We start from the raw sequence: 16,457 nt of genomic DNA, 5'->3' as shown, positions 1-16,457 counted from the left end.
TGTCATACAGCTTCCATACTAGTTGTATAGCAACTTCATCGCTTAACGCAATAAAAACTAAAGCGATAACCGTATGACATTTTAAACATTCATCCCCCTACCGTCCGTCTTGTGGAGACAGAAAATGAGTCAGGACATCAACAATACGGTTGCGACAAGCAAGCCCCGTCGCGTCATAAAAAATCTGCGCTGGTATGTGCTGGTACTTTTTTTACTCGGCGTCACCGTTAACTACATCACCCGAAATTCATTAGGCATTCTGGCACCGGAACTGAAAGAGAACCTGGGCATCACAACCGAGCAATATTCGTGGATTGTCGGCGCATTTCAGATTGCCTACACCATTTTCCAGCCGTTATGCGGATGGCTGATCGACGTGATTGGTTTGAAAATTGGCTTCATGGTTTGCGCTGGCATCTGGGCGCTCATGTGTATTTTTCATGCCGGTGCAGGAAGTTGGTTGTACCTTGCGATTCTGCGCTTTTTTATGGGGGCTTCAGAAGCGGCCGCCACCCCGGCCAACGCGAAAACAATCGGCGAATGGTTTCCGAAATCAGAGCGTCCCGTCGCTGCCGGCTGGGCTGGCGTGGGTTTCTCGATTGGCGCGATGCTCGCGCCGCCTATCATCTACTTCGCGCACGCCTCGTTTGGCTGGCAGGGTGCGTTTATGTTTACCGGTGTGCTGGCGCTAGTGTGGGTCGTCCTGTGGTGGGCGTTCTATCACAACCCGGAACAGCATCCGAATCTGAGTAAAGATGAACTGGACTTTATTAAGCAGGATAACGAACCACCAGCCGTCAAGCTGCCTTTCCTGACAGCGTTAAAAACCGTCTCAAAAAACAAACGATTCTATGGTATCGCCATCCCGGCTTTTATGGCGGAGCCGGCCTGGGCCGTACTGAGCTTCTGGGTGCCGCTGTATCTCGCCAAAGAACACGGTATGGATCTGAAGCAGATCGCGATGTTTGCCTGGCTACCGTTCCTGGCCGCCGATCTCGGCAGCGTGGCGAGTGGCTACCTGACGCGTCTGTATACCCGCTGGTTCGGCTGCTCCCGCGTTAACTCGGTCGTCGCCAGCTCCGTGACGGGCGCGTTCCTGATGATCTCTCTGGCCATTGTGGCCATTACCCGCGACCCGTATATCACCATTGTCCTGATCTCTATTGGCGGCTTCGGACATCAGATCATCTCCTGCATGCTGAGTGCGCTCGTTGTCGAGTCGTTTGATAAAGGTCAGATGGCCACCGTTAACGGTATGCGCGGTTCGGCGGCGTGGATCGCCAGCTTCCTGTTCTCTCTTTTGATTGGTGTTACGGCTGACAAAATCGGCTTTAACCCCCTCTTCATTGCCATGGGTTTCTTTGACCTGATTGGCGCTGTTTTCCTGGTGGCATTTATTGCTGAACGTCGCGCCAAGCGCGCCTGATCGTGGATGTATTGCATATGAAAACCCTGAAAAACTGGACCCTTGATAAACAATCGGCCACTCACCTTGAACTGGTGGTGGATAAACAGCACCGTCTGTGTCTTTACGTACTGGAAGAAAATCTCTTCCGTGTGCTGATCAAACGCAAAGGTGAACTGGCGCTGGACCGAACCTGGAGCATCGCGCCTGAAAAAGACGTACCGTGGGAAGGTCGGCACCGCGACGACATCAGCGGTTTCAGTTGCCCGGACTGGACGCTTTCACAGCAGGACGATAGCGTGACGGTGTCGACCCACCAACTGCGCGTCACCGTCCATCAACCACTGTGGCTGGAGTGGGAATATCGTAACGATGCCGGCGCCTGGCAGTCGCTGGTCAACGATCGCGCCACCAGCGCCTATCTGATCAACGCCCACGGCGATGGTGTCGCACATTACCTGAGCCGCCGTAAAGACGAACGTTTCTACGGCCTGGGTGAAAAAGCCGGCGATCTACAGCGTAACGGTAAGCGCTATGAAATGCGTAATCTGGATGCGATGGGTTACAACGCCGTGAGCACCGACCCGCTGTACAAACACATCCCGTTCACACTCACCCGCCGCGACGACGTGAGCTACGGCCTGTTTTACGACAACCTGAGCAGTTGCTGGCTGGATTTGGGGAACGAGATCGATAATTATCACACCGCTTATCGCCGCTGGCAGGCGGAAGCAGGCGATATTGATTACTACCTGTTTACCGGCAAACGGGTCCTGGACGTCACTAAAGCTTTTGTGCGCCTGACCGGGAAAACGCTGTTTGGGCCGAAGTGGAGTCTGGGCTACAGCGGTTCCACGATGCACTATACCGACGCGCCGGACGCGCAAAACCAGCTCATGAACTTTATCCGACTGTGTGAAGAACACGCGATTCCGTGCGACTCGTTCCAGCTCTCGTCGGGATATACCTCAATTAACGGTAAGCGCTATGTCTTTAACTGGAACTACGACAAAGTGCCGCAACCTAAAGTGATGAGTCAGGCATTCCACGATGCCGGGCTGAAGCTTGCTGCCAACATCAAGCCCTGTCTGTTGCAGGATCATCCTCGCTATAACGACGTCGCGGAAAGCGGCCTGTTTATTCGTGATTCAGAAACCGATTCACCGGAACGTTCCAGCTTCTGGGATGACGAAGGATCGCACCTCGACTTTACCAACCCGCAGACCATTCAGTGGTGGCAGAACGGTGTGACGACGCAACTGCTGGAGATGGGCATCGACTCCACCTGGAACGATAACAACGAGTTCGAAGTGTGGGACGGCGAAGCGCGCTGTTACGGCTTTGGCAAGGAAATTGCCATCAAACACATTCGCCCGGTGATGCCGTTACTGATGATGCGCGCCTCGCTGGAAGCGCAACAACGTTTTGCCCCGGATAAGCGACCGTATCTGATTTCCCGCTCGGGTTGCGCCGGGATGCAACGTTACGTTCAGACCTGGAGCGGCGATAACCGCACCAGTTGGGATACTCTGCGTTATAACACCCGCATGGGGCTGGGAATGAGTCTTTCCGGGCTGTTCAACGTCGGTCACGATGTCGGCGGATTCTCTGGCGATAAACCCGACGCCGAACTGTTCGTAAGATGGGTACAGAATGGGGTGATGCATCCACGCTTTACCATTCACTCGTGGAATGACGATCATACGGTGAACGAGCCATGGATGTATCCGGGCGTGACGCCAGCCATTCGCAGCGCGATAGCGCTGCGTTATCGGCTGCTGCCCTATCTCTACACCCTGCTCTGGCAGGCGCATGCCGATGACGAACCGATGCTACGTCCGACGTTCCTCGACCATGAGCATGACGCGCAGACCTTTGAAGAATGCGATGACTTCCTGCTAGGCCGCGACCTGCTGGTGGCAAGCGTGGTAGAAGCGGGTCAGCGCGAGCGCCGCGTCTGGCTGCCGGATAACGAAACCGGCTGGTACGATTTTTACACTCACGAGTGGTTCTCTGGCGGTCAGTGGATCACCCGTGATGCGCCGCTGGAAAAACTGCCGCTGCTGGTACGCGCCGGGGCGGGTCTGCCGTTAAGCGAGCGCATTACCCATGTCAGTGCCGAAAAAGACGATACCCGGGAACTGATGCTATACCCGGTCAACGGTGTCGGAACGACCTCTGGTCTGCTGTTTGAAGATGACGGCGAGTCATGGGGATATCAGCACGGCAATGCGCTGTGGGTAGAGTGGGAAATGCAATGCGACGGCGCAACCATTAACCTGAAGGTGAACGCCCGCGGGGATTATCGTCCGGCGTGGAAAGCCCTGAAGGTGTCGTTACCGGCAGGCGAAAGACGCACGCTGTTGGTGAATGGCGTTGAAGAGAGTGAATGGGTGGTGTAGTACTGACTGATACCCTAGCCCTCTCCTACAGGGGAGAGGGAACAGGAGCACGCCTCCTTTCCCTAAGTATTTCGCGCTGCAGGAAGGCGGCAAACCTGTGAATCCCCGGGAGCTTACATAAGTAAGTGACCGGGGTGAACAGGTGAAGCCAACGCATCTGCAGCGTGAAAGACGACGGGAAATTAGTTGTCGATCCCTTTACTGCGCAGGTAGTCTTCGTAGTTGCCGCTGAAGTCCACCACGCGCTCTGGGGTGATTTCCAGCACGCGGGTCGCCAGCGAGCTCACAAATTCACGGTCGTGAGAAACGAAGATCAGGGTACCCTGATACATCTCCAGCGCCATGTTCAGCGATTCGATGGATTCCATATCGAGGTGGTTAGTCGGTTCATCCATGACCAGAATGTTTGGTTTCTGCATCATCAATTTACCGAACAGCATGCGACCCTTTTCACCACCCGACAGCACCTTAGCTGGCTTTTTGATGTCGTCCTGGCTGAACAGCAGACGACCAAGGATGCTGCGCACCGCCTGTTCGTCATCGCCTTCCTGCTTCCACTGACTCATCCAGTCGAAGACCGTCAGATCGTTTTCGAATTCATATTCGTGATCCTGCGCGTAATAACCAATGCGCGCGTTCTCCGACCATTTCACGGTACCGCTGTCGGCGTCCAGATCGCCCACCAGCGTTTTCAGCAGCGTCGATTTACCCACGCCGTTGGTCCCCAGTACCGCCAGTTTCTCACCGACTTCCAGCAGCAGGTTCACGCCTTTAAACAGCGGACCGTTATCAAAACCTTTGCTGATCGCTTCCACTTCCAGCGCGTTACGGAACAGTTTCTTGTCCTGCTCGAAGCGGATAAACGGGTTCTGACGGCTGGATGCCTTCACTTCATCGAGTTTTATTTTATCAATCTGACGGGCACGAGACGTCGCCTGACGAGATTTAGAGGCGTTGGCGCTAAAACGGCTGACGAAGGATTGCAGGTCGGCAATCTGCGCTTTTTTCTTGGCGTTATCCGCCAGCAGACGTTCGCGCGCCTGCGTCGCGGCGGTCATATATTCGTCGTAGTTCCCCGGATAAATTCGCAGTTCGCCGTAATCGAGATCCGCCATGTGCGTGCACACCATGTTCAGGAAGTGACGGTCGTGCGAAATGATGATCATGGTGCTGTCACGTTCGTTCAGCACCTGCTCCAGCCAGCGAATGGTATCGATGTCCAGGTTGTTGGTCGGTTCGTCGAGCAGCAGAATATCCGGATTGGAAAACAGCGCCTGGGCCAGCAGTACACGCAGCTTCCAGCCAGGAGCGACTTCGCTCATCGGACCGTAGTGCTGCTCTACCGGAATACCAACGCCAAGCAGCAGTTCACCGGCGCGCGCTTCAGCCGAGTAACCGTCCATTTCGCCGTATTTCACTTCCAGATCGGCCACCTTGTAGCCATCCTCTTCGCTCATCTCCGGCAAGGCGTAGATACGATCGCGCTCCTGCTTCACTTCCCACAGTTCACCGTGGCCCATGATCACCGTATCGAGCACCGTGAACTCTTCAAAAGCAAACTGATCCTGGCGCAGCTTACCGATACGCTCGTTGGGATCGAGAGAAACGTTACCCAGCGTCGGCTCAAGGTCGCCGCCGAGAATTTTCATAAAGGTGGATTTACCGCTACCGTTGGCGCCAATCAGGCCGTAACGGTTGCCGCCGCCAAATTTGACGGAAATGTTTTCGAACAGCGGCTTACTGCCGAACTGCATGGTGACGTTGCTGGAAACTAACACGGACGTATCCTAAAGAATATGTGACAAACCGCGTATTATGCCACAAGTCTGAAATAAGATCGCGCCTCGTCGCAAACGACTACACTGGGGTAACAGGAAAAAAATGTGATTTCGTACACATCTGAATTCCCTGTTAACAGGAATGCACATATAATGCGCTCCCAACACTACAGAATTCTCAACCCAACAGCCTGCCAGGCAATGAATCTCGCATAACATGAATATGAAATTAACAACGTTTTTCGCGGCAGCACTCGCGGTCGTCGGCTTTTGCAATACCGCATCCGCTGTCACTTATCCCCTGCCAACGGATGGTAGTCGCGTCATTGGTCAGAATCAGGTTATCACCATCCCGGAAGGTAACACGCAGCCGCTGGAATATTTTGCTGCGGAATACCAGATGGGACTTTCCAACATGCTGGAAGCCAACCCGGGCGTGGATACCTTCCTGCCAAAAGGCGGCACCGTGTTGAATATTCCGCAGCAGTTGATTCTGCCGGACACCGTGCACGAAGGTATCGTGATTAACAGCGCGGAAATGCGTCTGTACTACTACCCGAAAGGCACCAATACGGTGATCGTCCTGCCTATCGGTATTGGTCAGTTAGGTAAAGACACGCCTATCAACTGGACCACCAAAGTAGAACGTAAGAAAGCCGGTCCGACCTGGACGCCAACCGCGAAAATGCACGCTGAATATCGTGCCGCAGGTGAACCGCTGCCTGCCGTTGTTCCGGCAGGTCCGGATAACCCGATGGGTCTGTACGCGCTATACATTGGGCGTCTGTACGCCATTCACGGCACCAACGCCAACTTCGGTATCGGCCTGCGCGTGAGCCACGGTTGCGTGCGTCTGCGTAACGAAGACATCAAATTCCTGTTCCAGAATGTGCCTGTTGGCACGCGCGTACAGTTTATCGATGAGCCGGTAAAAGCAACCACTGAGCCTGATGGCAGCCGTTACATCGAAGTTCACAACCCACTGTCGACGACTGAAGCGCAGTTTGAAGGCGGCGAAATCGTACCGATTACCCTGTCGAAGAGCATTCAGAACATCACCAATCAGGCCGATGTTGACCAGAACGTGGTAGAGCAAGCGATTCAGAACCGTTCAGGGATGCCTGTTCGTCTGAATTGATACGAATCTGGACAATATAAAGGGCGGATAATTTTTCCGCCCTTTTTTGTTGATTTTATTTGGGATTATCTCAGCAGTAACAGCCCATACCCCACCAACGCCGCCCACACCAGCATCGGCAGTGAATAGAGATGAAAGCGCCACCAGATGCGTCGGTCGTTTGCCATCCGTAGCGCAATCAAATTCGCCAGCGATCCCGGCAACAAACCAAATCCACCGACGTTGACCGCCCATGCCAGCAGCACGGTCGGAGGCACGTAATTCAGCAGTAAGATGGTGCCGGGAACATTGCTGATAAACTGCGACAGACCAATTGCCGTCAGCCACAGGCCGGGTTCAGACAGCGAGCCGACGTGACTTAACGTTCCCTGCAATGCCGGCAGTTGCGTCAGTAGATGAACATCAATAAACATCGCCATAAACACCAGCAACAGCGTCCAGTCAACGCTCAACACCACACGCCGCGCCAGTAACAGAAACCCCAGCGCGACAATCACCAGCCCTACCAGCTCTTGTTTGAACTCCAGCGCCGTCAGAAAAACGAGGTACAGCCCCAGACACCCCCATACCAGTCGCGGCTGCCATTGCGGCGCATGCGTGCCGGTGTGGTACGACAGCGGCTTATTAGGGAAGCAGAACCAGCACACGACCAGCAGCGTCACCATCATCGCAACGGCAAGCGGCGCCATCTGGCTGATAAAGGCAAAAAATGAGAGACCAGAACGCCCCCACAGCAAAATGTTTTGTGGGTTGCCGATGGGCGTTAACAGCGAGCCAGCATTCACGGCCAGCGCTTCAAAAATAATCAGCCGGTTGACCGGTATCGCACACAGCTTCTTCAGCGTAATGGTCAGCGGCACAACGATAAAAAGCGCGACGTCGTTGGTCAGAAAAGTGGAAAGCAGCGCCGCTGCCAGCACCATGAACATCGCCAGACGGCGCTCAGTCGCAAAGCGGCGGGTCATTTTACGTCCCAGCACATCGAAATAGCCGCTAAGCTCCACGCCTTTAGTCAGCAACATCAGGCCGCTCAGGATGATAATGGTGTGCCAGTCAATAGCGCCAGGCCACGTCCGTGGCGTGAACGGCACCCACAGACTCAACGCCACGCCAACGACAATCAATAGCTGAAAAAAACGGTCGCGTTTCAACGCCCGCAATAAAGGCAGGTTCATTCAACGGAAGTTCCGTGTTGTTCGGTAAACAGCCGGAATGCGTCCAGCGTCTCCTGACTGACATGATGCTCCATCCCCTCAGCATCGCGACGGGCTATCTCAGCGCTCACCCCCAGCACCAGCAGGAAGTTCTCCACGATCTGATGGCGCTCACGGCTTTCCTGCGCCAGCTTCTCCCCTTCCGGGGTTAAGAAAACGCCGCGCCAGGGGATCATTTCGATCAATCCCACCGAGGCCAGGCGTTTGAGCATCTTCGCCACCGTGGGTTGGGACACCCCGAGCCGGGCCGCCATATCCACCTGACGCGCTTCACCGACTTCGATAATCAGATCAGAAATCAACTCAACATAGTCGTCAATCAGCTCACGCCGATGTGCCTCTCTCACCTGACGAAACCCTTCGACGTGTTCTTCAACGTTCACTAACTGCGTCACTTTTTTTGTTGTTGGCATACCTGCGCGACGACTCATTCTGCTTCCTCATTCCTGTGACGCGTTAACAGCATCTAATTGGAGAGCGTCCATTGTAAACCAGAGTTGCCCAGGCACAAAAAATTAACGTTTTAGCAATAGCTATATAATATAACTAGTTTAATATATTTTTTATACAATAAAATCAATACAATACAACAAAACAAAATCATTAAATGTCGCACAAGTGTCGCACTAAAACTAATGCTTCTACAATGTGCTTGTTTTTTTAAAGTCGCAGATTTAATCTATTGCGGCCCAAAAGTTAACTTTAATAAATTTCTAAGTTCCAACACTGAAATTTGATAGGTATTTTGCTCTTTAAAAAGGAAGTAAACTAAAATCGATTTTGATTAATTTACATACCACTCATTAACCCTGCTATATTTTTGTAGGAAAAGTTAAATCTCAGGAGAGGGAATATTTATATGAGCTCAAGTAGAGAAATAGCAATACATGCTTTAAAAAGATATCTTACCAAAAACTATTCATCGCATATTGATATGAGCAATGTTGGTAGTAAAGCGACCGACAGAGAATATAATCTTATGTCAAGATGCATTGCTGCGTTATCTATAAAATATCATAATACAGAATTAGATAATGAGATGTGCGCTGATAGCGTTTGTGACGGAAGTGATGACCATGGTGTTGATGCAATCTATGTTAATCATGATAAGAGAACTGTCACAGTTGTTCAATCAAAGTTTGACTCAAGTGGAAATGGATCAATTGGGCGAAGCGACATAAATGATTTTCTAAATTCCTGTAAAGAAATCCTTTTAGAAAAATATGATTTATTTAATGCCAGATTCCGCCGTTCAGAAAGTGACTTAGATAATGCCTATGATGCTTCATATAAATATATTTTTACATTTTCTTATAGTGGAGGAAATCAATTAAGCCATGATGTTCAAACTATTATTGAACAAAACAGAAAAGAGCTTAATTATGATATTGGTCCAGATGCAACCACCATATCGATTCTAAATTTGGATGATCTTAGAGACTTCATCAGCAATCCAAATTCAATCAAAATAGATATGGATGATGTTGAGGTTTTACAATATGGGCTAAGCGACCATCCTTTACCTGCAGTTCATGGTATTGTCACTGGTGACATAGTTGCACACTGGTGGGAAAATTATGGTGATAGACTATTTGAGAAAAATATCAGGGGTGGGCTTGGAGATGTTTCGGAAGTAAACCAGGCAATAAGAGATACATTAATAAACCGTCCAGAGCTTTTCTATTATTTTAACAATGGCATTACCATTCTTGTTGATTCTTATGCGCCAAGAAGACGTAATAATATAAACAGAAGAGAATCAGGCGGATTCGATTTTAAAAACATGAGTGTAATTAACGGCGCTCAAACTATAAGCACTATTGGCAAGGCTTATCAGTCTGGTGATGCAACAGATGATATTCTGAGCAAGGTAAAAATATCATGCCGATTTATAAAGTCTTTAATTAATAATAGTGATGATGCTACAGATGATGATGTAGATGATATTTCATTAGACATTACCATAGCGAATAACAATCAGAATAAAGTTACATCCAGGGATTTTGCATCCAAAGACCCAATACAACTTGAACTAAGAAAATCAATTTCCTTTGAACATCCATATCAGTATGAGATAAAAAGAAGCGACACTCCCCAAGCGAATCCATCACCATATATTATTGACATGGATGATGCACTTAATGCTTTAGTTTGCTGTAACTTCTCATTAAGAAACATTGCAAACTTGAAGTCCAACAGAGGCCGTTTTTTCGAAAGTCTAACAGGCCCATTATATAAAAGCGTGTTTAATCCGAGCATCACAAGCGTCAAAGTTATAAATGCAGTAAATGTTTACAGAGAATGCTTAAATCATTTGTTGCATTTAGAAAAAACATGCACTGTTAAAAGAGAACAAAAGATTGTAATACATGGCCGCTATGTTTTAATTTCCATTGCAATGAATAAACACCCTAATATTTTAAATTCATCCTCAGTTATAGCTTTGACTTCCCTACCTAATTTCATTCCGACACTGGATGATGCTTTTGATACTATTACTACCCATATTGACAAGCATTACTCTTCAAGTCATATGCCTCGCTTCTTTGAAAACCAGCAGAAACTAAAAGAGATTTACGCTCTTTTTAGCATGTAAGCATGGAATAAATTATAAGCACCCTCTATATAAGGGGGTGCACAATTTAACAAAAAGCTTAATGTGAATAATTTTCAGTTTTTGAATCTCCAAAAATCTCTCGCAACCCTTATATGCACTGGGGACATGTTCGTTAACGTGCTGATCATAGCAATCAATTAAGATCCAAAATTTCAAACAAAAATAAATAATAAGCTTATTTATCAATATGATACTAAAAACATCCATTCTAAAATGATCTAATAAACTGAAAAATGCTGAAATCTTTTTCAATCTTTTCAGTTTCGGTTTTCCGCAAATCCGCCAGCGGTGGCGCGGTCTGGCGCTCTGGTTTGTAGAAAAATAAAACTGAAAAATTTTTATGATCCAAAAACCGCAGGCGGGTGCGGTGTAGCGCCGTTTTTGTCTGCGATAGATTTATTTTGTCGGTGCATAGCTGTGCCAGCGCAGCGCTACGCGCACGATCTTTTATGTGTGTTGCGTTGGGTTATTTTGATGCCGGAAGTGCTTAGAGCGCGTTCTGCTGCGTCTGAGGAAGGGTATAAAAAAGCCCGCATTATGCGGGCGTGCTGTCATAGTCAGGCAATTATATCCTGGTACTTGCTCCGGGTCTGCCCGGCTTTCGTCGCCGTCTGTGTGAACGCGGCGGCATTGGTTGGAGTCCCAACGGTGGGGTGCGAATGGTTCGCGCATTGCTGCGCCAGCTCTGCCAGTAAATCAATGGTATCCAGCATCATGGTCAGGGCGTTGATATTCTCACTGCCAATATGGACAGTTGCCCCCATGACCTGCTGACCGCCAGCGGCCACTGATTTACGCAGTGCGGCAATCTTCTCTGTCAGGCTTTCGCCAACCTCCACGGCTACAGCACCGCCCACTTTAGTGGACTGCTGTCCTGCTATGTCCGTTTCTTCGTTTCCTTCAATACTGGCCAGCCTGTTACCTTTCACCGCCTGGCTATAATCACCGGCGCTTACTTGCTGGATGGCTCCGGCCAGCAATGCAGCGGTTCCCAGTACCGTAGTTTTATCCGCGGCTTTCACCGTGGTTTCACGGCTGACCAGTTCGCGCTGTTCTGTATCGGCTTTTACAGTTCGCACCATTGATGTTTCGCTGATGATCTGATCGGTCTGCCTTACCCAGTCCCCCGCCTGAGTCACTCTCTGGGATACTTCTTCCCGCTGCTGCTGTAATTGCTCACCGGGTTTAACGTCCGGCAGACTGGTGCCATCCGGTAGCGTCTGCCTGATAAAGGGTTTATCCGGTCTGCCTCCTGTGAATGCGACCTCAACCAGCGTCCCTTCTGGCGGGAACTGAAACATACCTGAATCATTCCCGGCCATTGGTACCGGCAGCGGCACCGCTGAATAAACAGGCGTCTGATTGTCCGGGTTTCCGTCTGCGTCAAGCAGCTGCACGTCCACGGCGTAACGTGGCCGGAAGGGATCGGCAAAGTTACCGCTTTTTACTGGCTCTGAATGCGCCACGACTCTGGCCATCTTTGGCAAATGAAGCCCGGATGCCAGTTCCGGGTAATGGCTTTCAATCTGCCGTTGCGCTGGTGTTTTCTGCAAAGTTTTACCCGTTGCGCGGTTTCTCGGCGTCCATGTGATCGCCATCGTGTCATTAGTCAGGTGAACTTTAGTCACGCGTTCACCGTTCATCTCCACCCCTGGCCGCATAGTCTGGATCACTGGTAATGTCACAGAGTTACCGCCAGCAGCCCCCTGGCTGAACTCTGACGGGATTTCTACGGGACGACCGGCAAACAATGACTTTTCTGCGCCGCCGACGTAAAGCGAACCATCAGGTAACTGGTACCAGATGTAATCCTGGATACTGAACGCCCTGCCCAGATTGTTCAGCAACTGATAACCAGTACCGTTATGGGTAAAATGTGGGATGGGGGTATCGCTGTACTGTGCATCAGGCACACTGACCGTGATCCCGCTGTTTTCTTCCAGCCAGCCCGCAATTTCACGCAAAGTCGGGTGTTGAAACGAACATGGCCACATCCTTTCAAACACACCTACCAGCTCACGAATGAACAGACGCTGAAAACCGTTTTCCGCGGGCTGCGATCGCTCCACATAGCCGGTAAACCAACGCAATAGCAGATCGGTATACCCCACATCCAGACGCACCAGTTTTCCGGTGTAATCCGTTGTTGTCTCGGCGGTGATGAATCCCCGGCCACAGCTGTTCAGCTCCAGCACCAGACTGGCATCCACCAGGTGAACTTCATCCGTTGAAAGGTAAAGACGTTTTACTGGTTTCATCATTAACCCAAAGCATCATTGACTGGCTTCAGCACTTTGCGTTCAAACCACGTCAGTTTTTCTTCATCCTCTCCGGCAGTCTGACCACCGGCCTGTCCCGTACTGCTGGCCGTCTGTTTTTTCGCAGTTGTTTTATCGGTTGCCCTGGCCTCTCGTTTTTCCTGTACGCTGATGTGTTCTGTCAGGGTGAATGTGACAAGCCAGGCCATTTTCCCGTCCTGTTGCGGCGCATCCAGCGTTCCGCTGAATGTCGCCTCACGAAAATTAACAGCCCTGGCAACTTCATGCGCAACGCGGTATTTCTGGCGCTTACCGCTGGCATCGGTAGCGCTGGCCAGCTCAAAAATGCGCTTCAGTACTTCAGGCTGTTTAAAAGGGATTTCGCCGCTGATCCGCAGCTCCTTCCCTTTTGCCCCCTGCTCGGCTTTTGTTGTGGCGCTGGTCTGGCCGGACTGGTCTTTATCCTGAAACTGCTGTGAAACAGTCACCCGCATGTTTTTCAGCTGGATGGCCTCGCCATTAAGCGCCAGCGTCGGGATCGACGTCATGAATCATCCCCCTTATCCCGTCAAGATTTTCGCCGACCATCATCATGGCCGCAGTGTAAACAGCAGACGGCTGCGGAATGTTCTTCACCAGCTCCAGCAACGTGGCGCCGGTGTCACCGCTGGCAGTAAATACCCACGCTCTGGCGCTTTTACCCTGCAAATCATTCAGTCCGCTGGTCACATCGCTGATAAGCTGGTCACGCAGCTGCGTGAACTCACCCAGTTGTTTTTTTAGCCCTGTAATATCAAACCCGGCCCCCGCCGCCTTTTGTGCCTGGCTGATTGCCGCAGCAGATAAAGCAGCTCTGCTGGTTGGTACAGACAGCGGAATGGGCGCCGGTAACGCAGCGGCGGTTTTCGCAGGGATCTGCATCTTTTCAATAGCCAACGCTGCGGCGGATTGCGCCAGCCGTTTGACCTGCGTGAATGCCGGGGCGGGGAAAATCCCGACCAGGTTATTCAGGCTGGCCATAAAGTTTTCCTGTGTCTGTCCGGTGACCATCATAATCACCACGTCCACATTCCCCCCTGTTCCGGCCAGGCGTTCAGCAAGATAGCGAACAGCATTAACCGGACTGAGATATGCCCCGTTTGCTGTCTGCTGTCCCAGCCCATAAATCCACGGATGCGCAGGGACGATCGAACAGTTCAGCGCAGCAACAGAATCCGTGAAGGCCAGACGTGCTTCACGCCACATTGCCTGGAACCTCTGGCCAACTAATTTCGGCTGCAACACTGGTGTCAATTCGATTAAGTAAAACGCGGTATTTTTTCCACTCAGTTAAAAGCGCTTCTTCGTCACTGGTCGCGATTCCAAAATCAACTGCATCCTGCAACGGTGCAATGGCATTATTAGCAATTGCCATTAAACGCGCCTTTTCATTTTCAGCCTGAGAAATTAATTCATCTTCAGACGGTACACGTGGAGCAATATTCTTTCCATCAAATATCCAGCCCCCCAGTACATTAAGACCTTCTGGCAGTGAATCAACATCAACAACACTCAAACCAACCGGATAAAAGCGTGATGGATCATCACCGTAAAACCGGATAATCCCCTTACTGTCAAAGGCGACAGCATATTTTTTCTTAAACTCAGGTAATGATTTAAACCAGTCCTTTCCATTTTCATCGATGAAGTACTGGATGCCGTCGCCATTAAATAGCTCGTCAGGAATATACCGCTTAAGATTATTCAGCCTCATAATTACCCCGAAATAGTCGCCCAACCATTGCCACGCCAGATTTGTAACGGCCTGTACAACGCCACCCCAACCTGGTTTCCTTCGTTACCATTCCCCCCGGAAAGAAAGCATCCTTCCGGCGCTTCGACCAATGCACCGTCCATTGTCATACTACCCTGTGATCCGCGCATAACGTTTTGTACAAAATTCTGTACTACCCAATCGCCAGTAGCCATAGTATTGATTCTATTGTCACGGCTGGCAAAAGCTTCACTTAGCCATTGACTTAACCATTTATTACCCCATACCGAACCATAGGAATCGCCACTGGTAGTAAAAATTGCATCCCCTACCAACATCCGTCCCGGAATTCGTAAATCTCCAGTTATAACGTCAAAAATCCACAATCTGTCATAACTCGCAGTGTCTGTCTTAGCCTGAATCACTATTTGCGGAAATGTTGTTTGTCCCGTTGTGAGTAACCCCATCGAAAACGTCACAGGATACCCAACATCAAGAACGATTTTTTGTTTAATTAGAGGAAAATAATTATTATCATTTTGCGGCCGTTGAATCGGTGTAGCATAAAACGGAGCCTCCGTATCAGCTTGAAACGCAAATCCCCCGGCACCGGCTGACCAGTTATTATTCACAATAGCTTTGAAAATTTGAGTCAGTATCTTATCTTTATGCTGTAATTCATGCTCATTAAAGTATCCAGCCTGAACTGAATTTGCCATTAGCGACAGCTTGCCGTCGCTTATTAGCTTAAACCCTGTATCATTGTCGCCAATGGCAATGGAATTTCCCCCCATCACATTATCTGTATTCACGCCAAATGAGGATGTTTGCGGTAATGTCAGTTTACCTGTCATTGTGTCGCCAGATTTACTTACACGTCCGTTGGCGTTTTCATTGACCGCTTTTACCGCTTTTGATGTTGCCGCCCGCTTTTCAGAATCACTGTCAGTTGCACTGCTTAACTGAACGAACCCTTTTTCACTGGTCGTGGCATCTGGATGATTGCGTGATAGCTCATGTTTTCTCAGGGCATCATTAGCCTGCTGTTCATTCAGCGCACCTTTTGGTCGCAAATCCGTGATATTTTCGTTTTCGTCAATACTGGCCAGCGCGAACACATAATGCTGAATACCTGCACTCACGTAATCTGATAAATCCGCGGCAACGGTAATTTTGCTTTCAACAGACCAGACACTTGTCAGCGTCCCCGTCCAGCACACATCCAGCCAGACTTTGACCGGCTTCGTTGTGATCGTGATATTTTTGTTAGCGTTTAGCTGCGCTCTCAGACCTGCGACATAACCTGCACCGCGGGTTACATAAAACTGATTACCCGTTTTGGCGACCAGATAACCATCACCAAAAAATGCCGCCGCACCGTAAATATCCATATTTTCCAGCCGCTGGCGCTCATCCATCCCGGCCATACGCGCGGTGAAATCAATCTGCCAGGTTTCTGCCGGGGTATTAATCCCAGTTTCCGTCTGCGCGCCGTTATACTCCATCAAAAACGAGCGTGTCAGAACGTTACCCTGCTGCCCTTCCTTATTTTTCAGTTTCTGCTGAAGTGGGGCATGTACAATCATCGCCAGCGTACCGCTGGCTTTGTTAATCAGGCCAATCCAGTTAAACGAAAAATCGCCAACATCTGCCCCCAGCACAACGGAATGCACCACGGCGTTTTCGTTCACTACCCCCTTCCGGCTCACTGCCCCACGATAAACAATCTGGTCTGCCGGTGGCATCGCCTCGTCACGTGGGATCGGTGCATCGGTATCAAGCCCCGGTACATTTGCAAATACAAACTCATCCAGCAGGACAGGTTCACCCGTCGCACCCTGCTGTGCCTTCCAGTTTTCAAACTCCAGTGTGATGGCTGTCTGTGACATAAA

Annotated in this window: 12 protein-coding genes; 4 read left to right on the top strand and 8 right to left on the bottom strand. The window is 50.2% G+C overall.

The genetic code is table 11. The annotated features are described in order from the left end of the window. Positions 1-124: 124 nt before the first annotated feature. Both ACQ0PY_RS08290 and ACQ0PY_RS08285 read left to right on the top strand, forming a co-directional pair. A complete protein-coding gene (locus ACQ0PY_RS08290) occupies positions 125-1,426 on the top strand; it encodes an MFS transporter (protein ID WP_109740041.1) in 1,302 nt (433 codons plus the stop codon). 17 nt (positions 1,427-1,443) lie between these two features. Continuing rightward, positions 1,444-3,807 carry a glycoside hydrolase family 31 protein gene (locus ACQ0PY_RS08285; RefSeq protein ID WP_150547006.1) on the top strand — a complete coding sequence of 788 codons (2,364 nt, stop codon included), beginning with the start codon at positions 1,444-1,446 and terminating at the stop codon, positions 3,805-3,807. 182 nt (positions 3,808-3,989) lie between these two features. Here ACQ0PY_RS08285 and ACQ0PY_RS08280 read toward each other — a convergent pair whose 3' ends face one another. Continuing rightward, positions 3,990-5,585, bottom strand: coding sequence for an ABC-F family ATPase (locus ACQ0PY_RS08280; protein ID WP_044256415.1), 1,596 nt, complete (start codon positions 5,583-5,585; stop codon positions 3,990-3,992). 217 nt (positions 5,586-5,802) lie between these two features. Between ACQ0PY_RS08280 and ldtB the strand changes: the two genes are divergently transcribed. After that, entirely contained in the window at positions 5,803-6,723 is a 921-nt protein-coding gene (ldtB, locus tag ACQ0PY_RS08275; RefSeq protein ID WP_061070346.1) for a L,D-transpeptidase, read from the top strand. Positions 6,724-6,788: 65 nt separating this feature from the next. Here the strand turns inward: ldtB and ACQ0PY_RS08270 are convergent, their stop codons facing one another. Together ACQ0PY_RS08270 and mntR are read right to left on the bottom strand one after the other, a co-directional pair. Next, the gene (locus ACQ0PY_RS08270) at positions 6,789-7,898 is read right to left on the bottom strand and encodes an anion transporter (protein WP_099433402.1); all 1,110 of its coding nucleotides are present in this window, start codon (positions 7,896-7,898) and stop codon (positions 6,789-6,791) included. After that, complete coding sequence (mntR, locus tag ACQ0PY_RS08265; RefSeq protein WP_043001268.1) at positions 7,895-8,368, bottom strand: manganese-binding transcriptional regulator MntR; 474 nt, start codon at positions 8,366-8,368, stop codon at positions 7,895-7,897. The genes ACQ0PY_RS08270 and mntR overlap by 4 nt, the downstream gene beginning before the upstream one ends. Before the next feature lie 428 nt (positions 8,369-8,796). Between mntR and ACQ0PY_RS08260 the strand changes: the two genes are divergently transcribed. Then, positions 8,797-10,533, top strand: a complete 1,737-nt coding sequence (locus tag ACQ0PY_RS08260; RefSeq protein WP_195619836.1) for an AIPR family protein — start codon at positions 8,797-8,799, stop codon at positions 10,531-10,533. Between the two features lie 578 nt (positions 10,534-11,111). On the opposite strand, the gene ACQ0PY_RS08255 is transcribed toward ACQ0PY_RS08260, so the two are convergent. Genes ACQ0PY_RS08255 through ACQ0PY_RS08235 form a run of 5 tightly spaced genes read right to left on the bottom strand, consistent with a single transcriptional unit; the run spans position 11,112 to position 16,454 of the window. Next, positions 11,112-12,815 carry a hypothetical protein gene (locus ACQ0PY_RS08255; RefSeq protein ID WP_446894201.1) on the bottom strand — a complete coding sequence of 568 codons (1,704 nt, stop codon included), beginning with the start codon at positions 12,813-12,815 and terminating at the stop codon, positions 11,112-11,114. Continuing rightward, positions 12,815-13,360: a baseplate complex protein gene (locus ACQ0PY_RS08250; RefSeq protein ID WP_446894200.1), complete on the bottom strand. Its 546-nt coding sequence runs from the start codon at positions 13,358-13,360 to the stop codon at positions 12,815-12,817. The genes ACQ0PY_RS08255 and ACQ0PY_RS08250 overlap by 1 nt, the downstream gene beginning before the upstream one ends. After that, positions 13,332-14,057 carry a hypothetical protein gene (locus ACQ0PY_RS08245; RefSeq protein ID WP_446894199.1) on the bottom strand — a complete coding sequence of 242 codons (726 nt, stop codon included), beginning with the start codon at positions 14,055-14,057 and terminating at the stop codon, positions 13,332-13,334. The genes ACQ0PY_RS08250 and ACQ0PY_RS08245 overlap by 29 nt, the downstream gene beginning before the upstream one ends. Further along, a complete protein-coding gene (locus ACQ0PY_RS08240) occupies positions 14,047-14,565 on the bottom strand; it encodes a tail fiber assembly protein (protein WP_446894198.1) in 519 nt (172 codons plus the stop codon). Before ACQ0PY_RS08240 ends, ACQ0PY_RS08245 begins: the two co-directional genes overlap by 11 nt. A gap of 2 nt (positions 14,566-14,567) precedes the next feature. Beyond that, positions 14,568-16,454, bottom strand: a complete 1,887-nt coding sequence (locus ACQ0PY_RS08235) for a phage tail-collar fiber domain-containing protein (RefSeq protein ID WP_446894197.1) — start codon at positions 16,452-16,454, stop codon at positions 14,568-14,570. Between the last annotated feature and the right edge of the window lie 3 nt (positions 16,455-16,457).

The sequence above is a fragment of the Citrobacter sp. LST-B2 genome, from assembly GCF_057983045.1.
The sequence above is the reverse complement of the archived record's forward strand: the minus strand, read 5'-3'. Positions and strand labels throughout refer to the sequence as shown.